This is a genomic window from Chryseolinea sp. T2 (assembly GCF_037203685.1).
Lineage (GTDB): Bacteria > Bacteroidota > Bacteroidia > Cytophagales > Cyclobacteriaceae > Chryseolinea.
Genome location: NZ_JBBCAU010000001.1, coordinates 30951 through 48451 on the forward strand (window position 1 = coordinate 30951; position 17501 = coordinate 48451).

General features: G+C 48.0%; 13 protein-coding genes. 6 read left to right on the forward strand and 7 right to left on the reverse strand.

Features of this window, described 5'->3' with window-relative positions; all coding sequences use genetic code 11:
- Positions 1 to 10: 10 nt before the first annotated feature.
- Positions 11 to 784, forward strand: a complete 774-nt coding sequence (locus WBG78_RS00145; protein WP_337324329.1) for an SDR family NAD(P)-dependent oxidoreductase — start codon at positions 11 to 13, stop codon at positions 782 to 784.
- Between the two features lie 86 nt (positions 785 to 870).
- On the forward strand, positions 871 to 1134 hold the full coding sequence (locus tag WBG78_RS00150; protein ID WP_337324330.1) for a hypothetical protein: 264 nt from the start codon (positions 871 to 873) through the stop codon (positions 1132 to 1134).
- A gap of 49 nt (positions 1135 to 1183) precedes the next feature.
- Here WBG78_RS00150 and WBG78_RS00155 read toward each other — a convergent pair whose 3' ends face one another.
- From WBG78_RS00155 to WBG78_RS00185, 7 genes are all read right to left on the reverse strand, one after another.
- On the reverse strand, positions 1184 to 2416 hold the full coding sequence (locus WBG78_RS00155) for an amidohydrolase/deacetylase family metallohydrolase (protein WP_337324331.1): 1233 nt from the start codon (positions 2414 to 2416) through the stop codon (positions 1184 to 1186).
- A gap of 49 nt (positions 2417 to 2465) precedes the next feature.
- Entirely contained in the window at positions 2466 to 3710 is a 1245-nt protein-coding gene (locus WBG78_RS00160; protein WP_337324332.1) for an amidohydrolase/deacetylase family metallohydrolase, read from the reverse strand.
- Between the two features lie 176 nt (positions 3711 to 3886).
- The gene (locus WBG78_RS00165; protein WP_337324333.1) at positions 3887 to 5521 is read right to left on the reverse strand and encodes an aminotransferase class V-fold PLP-dependent enzyme; all 1635 of its coding nucleotides are present in this window, start codon (positions 5519 to 5521) and stop codon (positions 3887 to 3889) included.
- Positions 5522 to 5673: 152 nt separating this feature from the next.
- Positions 5674 to 5964, reverse strand: a complete 291-nt coding sequence (locus WBG78_RS00170; RefSeq protein WP_337324334.1) for a DUF1330 domain-containing protein — start codon at positions 5962 to 5964, stop codon at positions 5674 to 5676.
- Between the two features lie 284 nt (positions 5965 to 6248).
- Positions 6249 to 7442 (reverse strand): glycoside hydrolase family 5 protein, encoded by a 1194-nt coding sequence (locus WBG78_RS00175; RefSeq protein ID WP_337324335.1) that lies wholly within the window; start codon positions 7440 to 7442, stop codon positions 6249 to 6251.
- Between the two features lie 169 nt (positions 7443 to 7611).
- Entirely contained in the window at positions 7612 to 10065 is a 2454-nt protein-coding gene (locus WBG78_RS00180) for an ABC transporter permease (RefSeq protein ID WP_337324336.1), read from the reverse strand.
- A 102-nt stretch (positions 10066 to 10167) separates the two neighbouring features.
- On the reverse strand, positions 10168 to 12423 hold the full coding sequence (locus WBG78_RS00185; RefSeq protein WP_337324337.1) for a bifunctional alpha,alpha-trehalose-phosphate synthase (UDP-forming)/trehalose-phosphatase: 2256 nt from the start codon (positions 12421 to 12423) through the stop codon (positions 10168 to 10170).
- Between the two features lie 640 nt (positions 12424 to 13063).
- On the opposite strand from WBG78_RS00185, the gene WBG78_RS00190 reads away from it, so the two are divergent.
- The 4 genes from WBG78_RS00190 (at position 13064) to WBG78_RS00205 (ending at position 17474) form a co-directional block, all read left to right on the forward strand.
- Entirely contained in the window at positions 13064 to 13927 is an 864-nt protein-coding gene (locus tag WBG78_RS00190) for a hypothetical protein (RefSeq protein WP_337324338.1), read from the forward strand.
- Complete coding sequence (locus tag WBG78_RS00195) at positions 13887 to 14609, forward strand: Crp/Fnr family transcriptional regulator (protein ID WP_337324339.1); 723 nt, start codon at positions 13887 to 13889, stop codon at positions 14607 to 14609. The genes WBG78_RS00190 and WBG78_RS00195 overlap by 41 nt, the downstream gene beginning before the upstream one ends.
- Positions 14610 to 14805: 196 nt before the next feature.
- Positions 14806 to 15138, forward strand: coding sequence for a nuclear transport factor 2 family protein (locus tag WBG78_RS00200; RefSeq protein WP_337324340.1), 333 nt, complete (start codon positions 14806 to 14808; stop codon positions 15136 to 15138).
- 107 nt (positions 15139 to 15245) lie between these two features.
- Complete coding sequence (locus WBG78_RS00205; RefSeq protein WP_337324341.1) at positions 15246 to 17474, forward strand: hypothetical protein; 2229 nt, start codon at positions 15246 to 15248, stop codon at positions 17472 to 17474.
- Positions 17475 to 17501 lie beyond the last annotated feature (27 nt).

Genomic DNA, 17501 nt, shown 5'->3' on the forward strand with positions numbered 1-17501 from the left:
CATTTGACTAATGGAAAGAAACGGACAAGCATTTCACAACCGTGTGGCTATTGTAACTGGAGCGGGCCAGGGCATCGGCCTTGAAATCTGCCGGTCGCTGGCAGAACAGGGTGCATCCGTGGTATTGAACGATGTTCAAAAATCATTGGCGGAAGAAGCAGCGGGAATCATTCAGCGGGAAGGAGGAAAATGCATACCGTACGCTGGCGATGCCTCTGATGTTGACTTTATCCGCGAGATGGTTGCCGAGGCAGTGAAGCAGTTTGGGAAGCTTGATATAGCAATCGCGAATGCAGGTATCACTTTGTACGGTGAGTTCCTTGACTATAAGAAGGAAGATCTTATGAAAGTACTGGACCTGAACGTGGGAGGTAGCTTCTTTCTTGCCCAGGTGGCGGCACTTCAGATGAGGGACCAAAACAGCGGAGGAAGAATTCTGTTTATGTCTTCAGTGACCGGGCACCAGGCGCATAAGAACCTCGCGGCCTATGGTATGAGCAAAGCAGCTCTGGAGATGCTAGCCAAGACGCTGGTACTCGAACTCGCTCCTTACGGCATCACGGTCAACGCTATTGCCCCTGGAGCAACAGCAACTGAGAGAACGCTTGCTGATAAAAATTATGAAGAGACGTGGTCGCGCATAACTCCCATTGGTAAGCCGGCGACTACGAAGGACATTGCACACGCTGCCTTGTTCCTTGTTTCACCGGGAGCGGGACACATAACAGGGCAGTCGCTGGTGATTGACGGCGGATGGACAAGTGTAAGTCCGTCGCCTTATTAATGATTCCAGAAAGCATAAAGCGACAGGAGATAGATATTCGCATTGTGCCCCAAATCGGCCCGGACATTGAAGCTGGGCACAACAACATGATTTCGCAAATTCATCTTGAGCGATTTAGTAAAGCATTAAAAGGAATACTCGATGCCGAGCTTAAACTCGGAAACACCATTGCCGAGACGGGTGAAGGATGGCCAACGGATAACGGCATTGTTGTTTTTCTGAGAGCGCCATTCAAGGGACGATATTATATGCAGCAGATTGAGTTTCGGGAGATTAATGATCCGCACTATTGGTTGTCGGAGTATTTCGATCACACAACGGGGCATATACTCGCCAGCAAGTATGAATAAGTTCATGCGGCTATGAACAGGGCCAGGCTTATCTGACTGCCCAACGAAACTATCGTGATTTGACGAAGGGTTTTGCTGTAAGCCCATTCAGGTCCCAAACTACCTTTCCCTCTCTTATAGTGGCCTCGGCAATCAACTTGCGATCACCCATGATCCTGTTTCCGCCGGCATCAACGAAACCGTAGTCACCCTCCACTTCTCTAATGATAACAACGTCAGCAACAGAGCCGACGCTCAGGTTTCCGAGATCGCTGCGATGAATAGCCTTTGCTGCGTTTGCAGTTGCTCGCCTGATCACATCGTCACGACTCATTCCAAGCGCTATAAACTTTGACATCACATTAGTCATGTCTTTCATGCCGGCATTCATACTGAAGCGATGGAGATCTGTTCCAAATGTGAAAGGCGTTAAGCCCTGCTTCATTGCTGGAATGGCTTCGCTGAACCAAAAGCCTGCCCCTCCATGACCGAGGTCGAAGAGAACACCTCTTTTTTGCGCAGCAAGTACGTAGTCGCGAACATTACCCTGCTCGTCTGTGATGGGTGTACGTTCGTCAACCTTCTCAAAGCTGTGAGTGATGATATCTCCGGCGCGCATCTTAGCGAGCTGATCCTGCAGGCTATACTTTGGCAAATGGCATTCCACAAAGAGCGGCACAACGGCCTGACTAGCTGCCTGGAGGGCTCTTTCAAACGGCACCCAATCGGATTTTTCATAGTGTCCGATCTTAATTCCAACGATGTGCTGACTGAAGGTTTTCGCGACATCAACAGCGGCGTTAACATCCATTGAGGCGACGTCTTCCTGGCCAGGATTGCCGATCATGCCGGGCGATGCGATATTAAGCCAGGCAAGAATTCGAGTCCTGGATTGATCGATCACCTGCTCTTTAAACTTGTGAAAAGACTGAGCGCCTGAAGTTCCGGCATCAACCACTGTAGTAACACCGCTCTTAAATGTAAAATCATCAGGTGAAAGGCTGTAGACACCATCGGCGAACACGCCAGGATTACTTCCCACAAATACGTGCGTGTGGATATCGATGAAACCAGGGCAAACGATCAAACCCGATGCATCGATCACGTTCTTGCCGCGATCTGATGAAATGTCTTTTGCAATGAGGGCAATCTTGCCGTTGGCTATGGCGACGTCACGAGCAGCGTTTACATTATTCGCCGGATCAACTACGTGCCCATTCTTTATGATCGTGTCAAATTCCTGCGCGACTGTAAAGCGCACGATTGAAATCAGAATCAGTGAAAGTATCAGCCGTTGCCGCATGATATAAGATTTAAGAATGTCGACATCGTTGCCGCTGACTATCGAATGCTCAATTCGAAGGCTGAAAAGCAGCGGCAGCAATACCGTTAAGGTCCCAAACGACTTTACCAGCGCGTACGGTAAGCTCGGCCTCGAGTTTTTGTGAACCTTTCACTTTAGTGCCCGATACATCCAGGAATCCGAAGTCGCCTTTTCGCAAATTGAATACAGCAATGTCGGCATCGCTGCCTACGGTGAGCGTACCCAATGCCGGCCTGCTGATGACGCGGGCGGGATTTACGGTGCAGCGTTGTATCACATCTTTCAAAGGCATACCCAGAGCGAGGAACTTCGACATCACATTTGGCAGATCCTTCATCCCCGCATTCATGCTTTGTGTATGCAAATCAGTGCTGATCACGTCGGGTGCAAATCCCTGCTGTAAAGCGGGAACAGCTTGCTTCCAGGAGAAAGCACCACCACCATGCCCCACGTCAAACAGGATCCCGCGCTTGCGGGCACTGAATACAAACGGCTTTACTTTTCCTTTGTCGTCGACAATCGTCTCGCGCTTAGCCGGACCGTGGGAATAGGTATGCGTGAAGATATCTCCGGGGCGGAGGTGCTGCATGAACAGGGCTTCAATCGAATTCGGAGGATCGTGTTCACCGAAGTCTACCATGACGGGAACCTTCGCGAGTTTACCTGCTTCAACTGCTTTATCAACCTGCGTGAAGTCTCCCCAGTAGTGCGCTGACTTGATTCCGACAAGAATATCAGGATACATTTGAGTGATCATGTTTGCCGTCATGACAGGATTCATGTCACTTACGTCCTGCTCTTCAAAGCGCCCAACCATACCGTTGCCCACGATGTTGAGAAGCGCCAACACGCGTGTTTGAGACCTGTCAATGGTTTGTTCCTTGAACTTCCGGAAGTTGCGCCATCCCGAAGATCCGGCATCAACAACGGTGGTTACACCGGATCTGAAGGTAAATCCATCCGGCTGTACACTGGTTTGTCCGTCTGCGATGTATGCGCCGAGATCATTGCCTATAAACACGTGGACGTGCATATCGATGAGACCAGGAGTTACATAGAGTCCCTTTGCATCGACCACCCTCTTAGATGCGGTAGATGGAATGTCAGATGCAACCTTGCTGATCTTTCCGTCCTTAACGCCAACGTCCATTGGACCGTCGATGTTGTTGGCCGGGTCCACAACATGTCCTCCTTTGATAAGGAGGTCGAAGTCCTGGGCGGGACAGTGCGCGGCGGCGAAGAGAAACAGGAATGTGGTTATGATTCTTAACATGCGAGTCAGTCTTGAGTCCTTAGTCCTGAGTCCTTAGTTGGGTATTTAGTTCTAAGTCTTTAGTCTTGTCTACTTAACAAATCAAGATGCAGTGATTGCCCCCGTCAATGTTGGAAAACAGCAGCCATTTCTGAAGCAGCCTTTTACTGAAGTTGACTTTTCGTTTTGCTTACTCGTTAGGTCGCGAGTGGTGGTCCGCCGGGGATCACGATTCGTTTCCGGGCAAGCTTGTAGACGCGCTTACGTGCCTTGAACTTAGCTGTCTGGTATTCGCCCATGTAGACCGACCCGCTGAACTCTCCGTTATTCAATTGACCTGAGAACAGATAAGTGATGCCGTCACCTGCAGCGCGATAGTTCGTTCTTATCTTGATCTCGTTGCCTTCGATCATGCCAACCAGTTCGTTGTTGGAAAAGTCGGAAATGTGCAGGCCCTGAAGCCAGTTGCCATCCTGCTCGATTCTGAACTGATGATTGCTTGTACCAGAGAAAAACTCCATGGTCACATCCCAAAGTCCGGCAACGTTACCGCCAGGCGCAGGCATAGTGTCATCTTTTGCGGGCCTCTTCTCGGACAATACAGCAACGATACGCTGTGCCACTACTTTATCATTACCTGGCTGCATCTGACCTGTGGTGATACTCAGCGAAGTTACATCCCCCTCGGTACGTCCTCCGATAGCAACGCGCGGTTTTGTTCTGGCGAACAGTTCCGCTACCTCTTCGCCGGTGATGTTAAACTTGTTCACTTCCCATGATACGTTCAGCACTGGGGACTTATTCGATAATTCTGTAGGTTCAAAAACCTTCGTAGTAACGCCGGCAACCTTTGTCACTTCCTTGCTGATCGTATCCAGATAAGAAAGCCACACCTTCCATTCTGCAGCATGATCGCGTTTTGTCCACGCTTCAACACCTGCCAGCATTCCCATCATTTCTTCCTTGCCGACTTTGTTGTCGCGGCCGGGTCCGTGGTGAGGTGAGCTTGCCTGCCAGGCAGACATCAGCAGATCTTTTTTGCCCAGAAGCAAACCAGCACACTGCGGACCGCAGATGGCTTTGCCGCCGCTGTATGCGACAACGGTAGCGCCATGCGCGAGGTGAACGTTAGGAATAGTCAGTACCTCTGCAGCTGCATCGATAAGAATGGGAATATTGTGGGGTTTCGCGATCTGTGCGATCACCTCAGTAGACAATGGCTGACCTGGCATCGTTTCTTCACTTGCCATCAAATAGATCAGCGCCGTTCGGGAATTGATAGCAGCCTTCAGCTCCTCGGCGGAATCAACAGTAATGATCGTCACGCCGATATTACGCAGTGCGTGATCGTAAACATTTCGGCTATGCTTCGGTATGATTACTTCCGTTTTGGTAAATCCTGTCAGGTTTGGAATTCTTATCAGCTTCTCCGGATTACCATCAGTTACACAAGCGGCAGTTACGTGCTTCAGCCCGGCCGCGCATCCGGAACTCACCATGCCCCATTCAGCGCCTGTTAACTCTGCCAGTCGCTTGCCCACACCGTAAGCGAGTTCGTCATACTGAACGAAATAGCCCGAAGCCGCCTTCATGGCATTCACAACTTCCGGTCGTTCTACAGATCCACCAATGATGGTGAATGTGCCACGACAGTTGATGATGGGATCGACGCCGATCGAGTCATATATTGAACCGGTGGCAACAGGCTTTTTATCCAACGGTGTCGATAGGGGTAAACCGTTAGCCGCTGCCTGAGTTGCTGCCGCAGCAGAAATCAATCCGCCCGCGAATGGAATCGTGGATAATTGTTTAACAATCTCTCTTCTTTTCATGATGAATCTTTCTAAGGAAAGGGTGTAGAACTTAATGAGCACGGTCAGCACCAGCATCGTCCTCTGAACTGATAACATTGTTCATTTGAACTGCTGTTTACCGAAGCATCCGGTACCAATATATTGATGTGCCTTTCACACACCACGAACTTTTATTCAATTCCTTCTACAAGGACGAACTTCCCTTTCGATGCACTCTGGCGGATCTTCTTGGCAGGTGCATAAACTTCTCCTTCATACCAGGCTTTTGCTTTTTCCGGAGATGGGAACTCCAATAGTACTATTCGTCCTGCATTCCAATCCCCTTCAAGAGCAGTAAGCGGGCCTCCACGTACAACAAACTTTCCGCCGTAAGGCTCGAGTGTTGCCTGGGTGAGCTTCTTGTAGTCCTCATAGCGGACAGGGTCCGTGATGGTAATGTCGCCGATGATGTACGCCTTCATGATTTTAAAATAGTCCTGAGTAGTTAGTCCTGAGTATTGAGTGTTGGTCGTTAGTGGTTAGTAGTCCTGAGTAGAGGTAGAGTATTTAGGGCTGGGTGCTCTGGTTCAAATATAGTCCTTAGTCTTGAGTCTTAAGTCCTGAGGCTATGGATTATTGATTTGTTTTTGGCAGCACTAAAAACATATTAGGCTGCGGACTGGTGAATCATAACCCGGAGCTGATACTCTAAAAACTCAAAACTACCAACCAAACTAAGAACTCAGGACTAAGGACTCAGGACTTTTCAATACTTCATGAGCAAGTCAAGCAGCTTCCTATCCAACTTCGCTCCGTGCCAGTCTTCATACTTCACATCTGCACGTTCTGAGTCGATCACGCCGAATGAGCCTTTGAATTCCCAGAGAGCAAATCCAATCTCGTTTGATTTAAGTATGTCGAGCATATCCGTGAACCACGCGAGGAACACGTCGTGAGGTGTCTTATTCCAGCAACCGCATTCACCACAATGCACACCAACGCCTTTGTTCTTGAGTTCTATCCAGGGTTTAAAATAGTCTTCGAGAATCTTGCGACTGAGGTATTGATCTCCGACCTGGCCAGGCCATTTGGGTTCCGGGAGATGGTCCGGATCCTTGTTCGCCCAGGGTGCTTTATAATGTGAAATAATTCCGGGAGTATAACCTCTGCAGCTCTGGGCAATATTCAGATCGATCAGTTCAGGAATTACTTTATTGCCGACATCGTTTCCATCAGCGACAACCATACGCTTTGGATTTTCCTTCCTGATGGCTTCGGCGGCAGCCTTGGCTACCTTCCTATAAACATCGCCGGGAACACTGGAACGTTTAGAATGCTGATCATTCATGTCTTCGCGCATAGACGGCTCGTTGACGAGGTCGAAGCTGATCTTTGTTTCGCTCACGTTCTTGTAACGCTTTGCCCACATGTTCCAGTGAAAGCAGAACGCATCGAGGGCCGCCTGGTCTTTCCAAAGATTGTACGGTTCGTTAAAGCCTGCGTTCACACAATATCCCGGTGCACGGTGAAGGTTGAGGCTCACGTGCATGTTGTATTTGAGGGCCTTGTTTACCAACGCATCGATATGATCGACGGCCTCGTTATTGATTTTGTAGACATCGTCGGGAGTAATGTTCTTACTTCTGTCGATGTTGAGATAAGATGGGTAGGCCATGGGAATTCGTATAAAATTGAAACCCCAGTCTGACATCCATTTAAAATGTTCTTCCGGAGTGGTGCCGCGCCCGTTGGCGGGATCCGGTGAAAAGAAGTCAAGCAAATTGAACCCTTTCCATCTGGGAATCGCGTTTTTGGGTGGCGTTATTAGTGCTTCAGATACCCCTACCGTTGGCGATTCCGGTGACCTTGTGGCGCCGATAGCCGTGGATACCAGTGCCGACGAAGCAGCCGTCACAGCAACTGTGGATGCCGTCGTCCGAATGAAGTCTCTTCTTTTCATCTATTAGAATCTTATATGTCTGTAATTGATCCATTGAACACGGTCTGCATTCAGTAATTCATCTCCGAGAATGCCGTGGTAGTGTTCAGCAGGGTCAAATCTGCAGCAGCCTTGTGAAAATGCCAATGTCATATTGGCCCTTCGACCTATAATTTACAGCAAGGCCGTATTACTCGTTACGTATGGTTTGAACGGGATTGACTGACGCGGTGCGGATGGTTTGAACGGCAGTAGTAAAGAGGATCACAGCAAATGTTATGAACAGCGCCAGCATCAGCGGTATCCATCCGATACCAACCTGGTTGGCAAAGGTGGCGAGCCATGCTGCCGATAGATAATATGAAAGTGGCATGGCGATGAATGCGGCGATGCCGAATATCAGTGCAAACTCCTTTGACAAAGCATAAAAGACCTGTATTGTAGAAGCACCCAATACTTTCCGAATGCCTGCTTCCTTCTGCCGTTGTATGTTAACATAGGCGGCCAACCCCAAAAGTCCCAATGAAGAAATGCCGATAGCCAACAAGGAGAATGCGCCGATGAGACTGCCGAACCGTTGTTCAGATTGATAGGCTTCCATTAGCTGATCATCCAAAAAGCGATACTCGAACACGCGCTCCGGGAACGATTTGTTCCATGCGGTCTTCACTGCCTCGATTGATGAAGAAACATTCGTGTTATCAAGCCGAACGGAAAAGACGGTGAACTTGCTGACATCGACTTCCATTAACAACGGACGCAAGGGTTGCTGCAATCCCTGGACATGAAAATTACGAATGACACCGATCAATGTTCCGTTCTTTCCGAAAGCATTTACCTGTTTGCCGATAGCACTTCTGGCATCCCCAAATCCCAGAACTGATAAAGCTTCTTCGTTTGCCATGAAAGCGTTAAGGTGATCGGTACCTGCGGTTCTGTCGAAGGCGCGCCCCGCAATTACCTGCATGTCGTAGGTCTCCAGAAAATCATAGTCCACACTCACTATTGGAACGAAAAGGTTGTCTGTATCCCTAATGCTGTCTGTCGTAACCAGTGCAAACACTGCTCCCTGTCCGGGCAGTGTTGATGAAACGGTAACGGCTTTCACGGAAGGTGTGTTGCCAATTTCAGTCTCGAAGCCATTCATTCTAAGGCGCAGATCGCGGCCCACGCCGCCGCCAAGAATCGAGTTTGGATTGCTGCTGAACACCGGAACCGTTAGTACAAATTCTTTATTGAATCCAAGTGGTTTGTCCTGCATGAAATGTATCTGCCTTTGAATCACCAGTGTGAAAGCAATGAGGGCAATGGAAGCTGTAAATTGCGCGGCCACGAGAATGCGTCGCACGAGGAAGTGTCCTGTGCCAATTCTGGTCTTCAATCCCTTGAGTGCACTTACCGGATTGATCCTTGAAACAAACAGTGAAGGGTAAATTCCCGAGGTAAGTCCGGTGATCAGAATAATGGGAATGAGAATGAAGAGTACCTCTGTTCCAAACAGTGCGGTACTATCGAATGATTTTCCTGTGAGCCCGTTGATCAGTGGCAGAGCGTAGTAAAGAAGTCCCATTGCCAATCCGCCCGACAAAACCGTTAATAACAACGATTCCGACATATAGTGCCAGAACAGCACAAACCTGCTTGCTCCAACGACTTTCCGGACGCCAATCTCTTTCGCACGACGCATCGAATGCACCGTTGACAGATTGATAAAGTTGATGCATGCAATCAGAAGAATCAATACTCCGATCGCCAGGAAGATATAGATGTAACGAATGGCATTTCGATCGCTCGCATGGGTGAAGTCGGAACGCAGGTGAATATCGGTAATAGGCTGAAGGCTATAAATCACGTGATCGCGTACGCGTTCATCTGCATATCGCTCGTTCAATTTCTGAATAAGGCTTGTTGTCTTTACCGGATCGGCTGCTGGCCGGAGCATGACATAAGTTTGAAGTGGATTATACAGCCAGTCGCGCTTTAAGAAGTCACGGACTTCAGGCGTCTCAACAGCGTAGTAGTTGTCGAAGTGTGCTACCGCGTCGATGATGTTAGAAGATTGCAGTGGCCAATCCTCGTAAACTGCGGATACAACCATTGGTATTGAACCTTCAAACATCAACAGTTTGTTGATGGCTGCTGTGGCTGAGCCAAAGTATTTTTCCGCGGTGCGCCTGGACAAGACGATTTTATTGGAAGCATCGAGTGCTGTTGAAGAGTTGCCTGCAAGAAAGCTGAATGTGAATAATTTCAGCGTTGATGGGTCCGCAAAGTAAAAGTTCGGCTCGCGGAATTTCTTGTCGGCGACCAAAGATGAATCTTCTGATATCGGCTGAAGCGATGCTTCTCTGCCAAACAACCGGGCAACGTGCTCCACTTCCGGAATGTCGCGGGCAACAAATTCGGCCAGTGGGGCAGCCGTTGTTGGATAGCGCGTACCCGCACCATCGTACGATGTGGTGACGTTGATCCGATATATCCTCGACGCGTTGTCGTGAAAGCGATCAAACTTCAGTTCATCCACTACGTACAAAAGTATGGCGGTGAAACAGCCCAGTCCGAAGAGCAGACCACCTGCATTAAGCAATGTAAAAGACTTATGCTTGAGAAAACTTCTCAAAACGGTGGTGAGCCAGGAAGACATAGGTTGTGAGATTGGACTTCAATGATAATCAATATTGAAGGCAACAGCGAAGGTCTCTCCGCGAATTATCCCACAGGCTACAATCGTGTTTGACCGGACCAGTTAAAGAACGCGCATCACCTCGCTTGCGGGACTATCCTGTTCATCATGTGTATTGGCCAGTTCGCCCAAAAGTCGGATCACCTCAGAATGATGTGACAGCGAATACTGGGCTGCTGAATGACCCGAGCCCACCTTTATCGTTGTTGCCAGGTTGGACATTGCCTTAAACATATCTTCGTCTGTTTTGTCATCACCGACAACAAGAATGAAATCGCTTTCAGTACGTTCTATAATTCGTCGGGCGGCGACACCTTTGTCAATGCCTGCCATGCGGATCTCGATCACCTTGTTTCCGTCTATAACCTGCAGCTGACCGTTTCTTACGAGGTGGAAAAGACTATCAAGCAATTCCCTTGATCTAAGAAAGCCGAGTTCCGGATCAACATTGCGATAATGCCACGCCAGGGTATGATTCTTTTCTTCAATAAAGGAACGAGGGCAACGTTTCACAAACATTTCGAGCGTAGGCCTCAACATTGGCTTCCATGTTTGATCAAAGGCTTTTGCGTTAGTCCACGGCTTGCCTACACGCCGGATTGTGGCACCGTGTTCGGCGACTAGATTCACGGGCATATTGCCGAACCATTCCTCAAGGGATTCAGCATCCCGGCCACTGATGATCGTGAGACTTGTGCTTTCGCTTGTTCCCAGTTTTGTCAATAGCGCCAATAATTCAGGATCTGGAATGGCTTCGCGTGGATTTCGAGCGAATGGAACCAATGTTCCATCGTAATCCAAAAGCAAACTGCGATGGCTGGCCTTGCGGTAGCTTCGGACAAGGTTCTTTCGGATACCCGGTGAAAGATATTTACTATGCTCCTGTTGCTGTTGTGTTTTGACTTCGTTGAGTTGACTGAGAAAATCGTTAACCCATGCTAACACGTCGTAGTCGTGAAGACGCTTGCGCATTACCGTGAGTCTTCGCTTTTGTTCAAGCAATGGCATAGACAAGGCCTGATTAATAGCGTCGGCAGTTTCCGAAGTGTCCAACGGATTTACAGGGATTGCTTCGCCCATTTCGATGGCGGCGCCTGCGAGCTCACTTAAGATGAGCACACCGTGATCTGAGTTGCTGGCAATGTATTCTTTTGCAACCAGGTTCATCCCATCGCGCAATGGTGTGATAAGCGCGACATGTGCGGCACTGTACAATGCAGAGAGTTCTCTGAAGTCAAGTGTGCTATATCTGTAGATTACCGGTTGCCACGATAGCGTCGAGTATTTTCCATTAAGTCCGCCGACCTGTTCTTCTATAAGCTTTCGACGTTCGTTGTACTTTGAAATGATCTGTCGTGATGGAACAACCACGAGAATGAATACGACGTTCTCGCGCCACTCCGGATGTTTATCTAAAAAGCACTCGTAGCCTGCGAGGCGATGTGTGATACCTTTTGTGTAGTCAAGCCTGTCGACGGAGAAGATTATTTTTTTGTCGGGAAAATTCTTCACGATTTCGTCTCTCGTAGCGGCGACATCATCGCGCTTGGCCGAGTCGTTAAATTTTGCAAAGTCAACGCCGAGCGGAAAGAGCTCTGCTTTTACAAGGCGACTCTCATGAGCAATCTGGCGATAGTGATGGTCGTGCCCTGTGACCATGCGAACGGCTTTCAGGAAGTGCTGTACGTATTCGTGTGTATGAAATCCGACGAGGTCGGCACCCAACATTCCCCGGATGATCTTTTCTTTCCAGGGACGGTGCAACATCCGGAAGACTTCGAATGATGGAAATGGAATATGAAGGAAGAACCCGATGGTCGCATCAGGAATACGTTCGCGTACCATTTGAGGTACGAGGAACAGTTGGTAGTCGTGTATCCAGATTGTATCGCCGGGCCGGGCCTGCTTTATAATTTGATTCGCAAACTGCTGATTAACTTTTTCATACTCCGCAAAAGTTGCGTCGTCGTACACCACATAGGATGGAAAATAGTGGAATAAAGGCCACAGTGTGGCGTTGCAAAAGCCATTATAGTATTTGCTGTAGGATTTTGCGTCAATGAACAGTGCATCTATCCGAAAAGACTGTGTTTCGGGGTTCTGCTTGTATTTAAGCCATCTTTTCTCCGGAAAATCGGCAGAACCAATCCATATCTTCTCTGCAATGCCATTAGCCTGACTCAACTGCTCGAAATAGCCCTTTAGTGCGGTGACGAGGCCGCCATCGCTTTGTTTGAGGGATATTTGTCCATCTTTTTCAATCAACTGAAAGGGGAGCCGATTGGAAACGAGGATTAGTCGTTTGTTAGAATCACCCATAATCAAAGCTGTTAGGTTCAAACTGCATGCCACGTGTCTGGCACGAAAGAGTTGCAGTGTTTCGGACACCCATGCAAAGGTGCGGCGGGTGACCGCGTGAAAATACTCAGTGTATAAAGGAGAACTGAGTTTTAATGAAAATTTAACCTCAGTTAGATTTCCGAACGTGTAGCAATGTAGGGTGAAAATATGAGGATAAAAATTCCGATTGTACAACGGTATAGCTACGCGTTAGCACAATAGTCTATCCATTGCTTTCGGATTGTGGTATTATGCAAATGCTACTTTTGAAAATTTTGTCTGTCCTGATGGGCCAACGGCTTGACAAGAATTCTTTTTAAGAACACTATTTAAATGCCGCAGGCCCCTCAAATTTGGTATTTTAGAAGATCAAAGCGGCCTTTTAGGTAACGCCTTTTAAGGTAACGCCTCTCCTGTTATTTCGCCTATGGGTTCAATCAAAACCCATTTTACATCAAATAAAAGCATTTTTATTGATGTAAAACAGCTTTTTTAGCTCAATTTCAAATAATATCAACACAAAGCACGAAGGATCAACGAAGAATCAACGAAGTATGCACGAAAAATATATTTCCAAATTATATCGGAATCCTAACTGGTATTGCTTAGTATTGAGATTATGCCAATCGTTAGCAATAACTCTCTATACAAAGGATTATCCGGTGCTCTTGGAAAGAACATCGTGATCAAACAATACCGTAAACGTGGTGTCGTCATAGTAGCGAACTATGGGAAGAAGAGGAAGAGCGATTCCGACAAACAGATTGCTCAACAAAGTGTCTTTCGGTACGCTACCCAGTATGCTACTAATGCTACGGCCCATCCCCAGGTCAGTGCAATCTATGCTAAGGGCATCGATGCCGTGAGGACCAGTGTGAACGCAGTCGCGCTTAAGGACTATCTGACTTGTCCCGAGGTCAGGGAAGTTAATCTATTGACCTACACTGGCGCTCCTGGTGAACTCATCCGGGTACGGGCATGGGATGATTTTAAAGTGATGTCAGTATCCATCACAATAGCAAAAAACGATGGCACTATCATAGAAGAGGGTCAGGCGTTGCCAAGGGGCAAAAAGGGATTGTGGCGTATGGCCACCACGGTACGAAACGACAGTGTTCCTGGAACTGTGTTTACAGTAACAGCCACAGATATGGCAGGCAACAAAGCGAGGAGGATAGTAACCATTCCACTGGCAGGACAAGCCGAATCCATTAAGCAGAAGCATGTGAAAATTCCGGTAATATCTGCTTCGGCCATACTTGCACAAATGGAACGCAAGTCAGCGAAGTCAGAAATCGAATCGACCTCAGGCTTCAACAAAGTTGTGTATTCTCCGGTATCGCAGGCGGAAATTGATGCGATGCTAAATAATAGATCATCTGTATCCGCTCCATCTAACGACGAGGTTGGCAAAGCGACGGACGCCGGTACTTTAAAAGGACATGATGCTCCTTCACTGCGAGAAGATCCTCCACCAGGGTGAGAAGCGATTAGGGATGCAGGATGAAGACTTTGCAGCAACGCAGAACATTGAAGGCACGACAGTACGACTATGGTTTCGAAAAACTGAGCTCACAGTCAAAGCGATGTATCAACCGATCTTAGACTATTTGTCAAAGTATATTGAACTGACAGATACAGAAGCGGAACGCTTCAAGTCATTTTTGAAGCACCGTAAACTGAGAAAGCGTCAATACCTTTTGCAGGCTGGAGACGTAAGCACCTTCGAGACCTTTGTAGCGGGTGGCTGCCTTAGATCATATTCAGTAGAAGAAGATGGCACAGAACACATCGTACAGTTTGCCATTGAAAACTGGTGGATCGGTGATCTCTACAGTTTTCTCTCTGGTGCACCTGCTACTCTAAACATTGATGCAATAGAAGACAGCGACGTTTTTACCATTGACAAGAGTGACCTTGAACGATTGTACCGGGAGATACCGAAGTTCGAGCGCATGTTCAGAATACTTTTTCAGAATGCTTTTGTCGCGTATCAGCAACGGATCCTCAGCAAGATCAGTCAGACCGCGGAAGAACAATACATCGAGTTCATCGGAAAGTACGCATCCATCGAGCAGCGAGTACCTCAGCATCAGATAGCATCCTACCTTGGGATGTCGGCTGAAACTATCAGTCGGATCAGGAAACAACAATCAAAACATTAAACTAATAACGCTGCTGCCAATTCATATGCAGCACGAAACGCGCATAGTTTTGGCGTTCGGGAGAGGTTAAACAAATGCTTGTTCTTGACACAGGTCAAGATTCGTTCTTGATCCACGTCAATGTTTCTCGCCGCCGAGGGTCACAATTTTGCTTCACATAAAAGCAAAACAAGATCATGAACACAATCACAGAAAAGTGGCGGACCTCAATCAGTTGGTCATCTCAGGCAAGCTGCTGGATGCTTTCGAAAAGTACTACCACGACGATGTTGAGATGCAGGAAAACGAAAACAGCCCTGTACGTGGCAAGGATGCAAACCGGAAGCGCGAGCAGGAGTTTCTTTCGAATATCACTGAGTTTCGGAATGCATCTGTCAAAGGATTGGCTGTGTCAAATAACACTTCCTTTGTTATCTGGAGCTATGACTATACCCACAAGGAATGGGGAGTGAAGAACTATACGCAAGTCTCGGTACAGACCTGGAAGGACAACAAGATCGTGAAAGAGCAGTTCTTTTATGGAGACTGACCGGGCAGAGAGCCGCACGAACGTTAATGGCAAATCCCACATTGCATAGTTATAGTTGCAATTCTGGCGTGGATTTCTGAACATGTACATCATTAATACTGATCAGCATGTCACGCAGAATTGCAATTATCGCTTTCTCCTTTGCTTTGTTATCAGCGTACTCGTTAGCCTTCGCTCAGAATAGTGGAGAAGTCCGTATGAGCAACGGAAGGCCTACACTATTCATCAACGGCAGGGCGGAATATCCGATGTTTTACTCGCTCACGGACGTCCCTGGCGGACGCTGGGCATGGGAAGAAGTTCCCAGATATAACCTTAAATCATTTTGTGAACTCGGAATCAAACTCGTTCAGGTTGATATAGCCTTTGATCACGTCTGGGCACCTGATGGACGCATCGTGATGGATACCGTTCAACGTCAGCTCAAGGCAGTGCATGATGTTTGTCCTGATGCTGCAGTATTCATTCGCTTTCATGTCAATCCGCCAAAGTGGTGGCAGCAACAACATCCTGAAGAGAATACTGTCTATGCCGATACAAAGCCAATGCCTGATATCGGCTGGGGTATTCAGCGCATTATTGAGGATGATGAAGAAAATCCAACGCGTCATAGTTTGGCATCGGAGCGTTGGAAGGCAGAGGCGACAATCAAGCTGAAAGAGTTTCTTTCGCAACTAAAGAACATTCCGGAATCAAACAGTCTCGCGGGTATCCAGGTTGCTGGCGGTGTTTATGGTGAATGGCATTATTGGGGATTTATTGAAAACGAGCCCGATATGTCGTTGCCGATGCAGCAATATTTCCGACAATGGCTAACGCAAAAATACAAGACTGACAAGGCGCTTCAACAGTCATGGGGCGTTAAGATTACTTTAGCAGATGCAACAATACCATCGCTCGAGCAAAGGCGTCAAACGTTGCATGGTGTATTTCGTGATCCTGTAAAGGAACGTAGCGTGATCGATTACTATGAAGCACAACAGGACGTGGTTGTGGATGACATCCTCCACTTTTGCAAGATCATTAAAGAAAGCTGGACGCGACCAATTGTTACCGGTGCGTTCTATGGGTACTTCTATGCAGTGTTTGGAAGGGAAGCGGCTGGTGGGCATCTGCAACTTCAACGGTTGTTGAAGTCGACCGATATTGATTTTCTATGCGGGCCGGGTACCTATTATCCATCGGCCGTTGAGATGGGAGATCCATATCGCTCGCGAAGTCTCATCAACTCTGTGTCATTACACGGTAAGATGTGGTTGGATGAAATGGACCAGCAAACGCCATTGGTTCCGCTCAAAGATCCCACCTATAAAGAGAGCCTTCAGAAGAGTATTGCCCAGGTGAGGCGCAATGTGTTGTTCACGTTCAGTAAGGGACAGGGACTTTGGTTTTATGACTTTGGTCCGTCGGGGTTTAACGGCGGTGCCAGGCTGAAAGATCACGGTACCTGGGGATGGTGGGATGAACCAACGCTTCGTGCCGATATCAAGAATCTCAAAACCGTACTTGACAAGCAATATCAGTTGCCCTTAAAGAGTGTTGCTGATGTACTGCTGGTTCATGATACTAAGTCGTTCTACTATATGGGGAGCTCGCGCGATCATTCGTCGGTTGCTCATCGGGCAAACAACTGGATCCCGGTGGGGATATTCAAGGCCAGCGTTGTTCACGATGTTATTCATATCGATGATCTTTCCCTGGTAAATCTTGATCAATATAAGGCCGTCGTTTTTGTTAACACCTTTGTGATGTCGGGGCAGCAGCGTGCGTTGATCAAAAGCAATGTCGCGAAGAAAGGACGGCATCTCATCTGGATATATGCTCCCGCATACAGCGACGGTGCAACACTTGATCAGAAATTCATGGACGAAGTTACCGGCATGAGTTTGTCGAAGCTTCAGACAACGGAAGCGCCGGGCGCAGTGATTGATTCATCGATAGTTAATTACACGTTTGCTTTGAACAAGCCTGCTGTATCGAATCCTGTTTTTGTTGTGACGGACACCAAGGCACAGACTTACGGTGTCATTTCGAAGACAACACAATCTGCATTGGCATCGAAGCAACTGAAAGAAAGTACGTCGTGGTTTTTGTCGCTGCCGTATGATCGCAGCGAGTTGTGGTCATATATATTAACGAAAGCTGGTGCGCATAGGTATTGCAGCAATGGAGAGATTGTGTATGCGTGGAGTGGCATGGTGTCGATTCATACTAAGACGGGCGGGCCGGTAGAGGTAGCGTTGAAGAATGGGAAGCGTGTGGTTTTAGAGATGCCGCCGAATTCGACCTGGGTGTTGGATGGGGAGACGGGGGCGATGGTTTTGTCGGGTTATTGATGTGGAATTCGTGTCGCGATGCGTTCG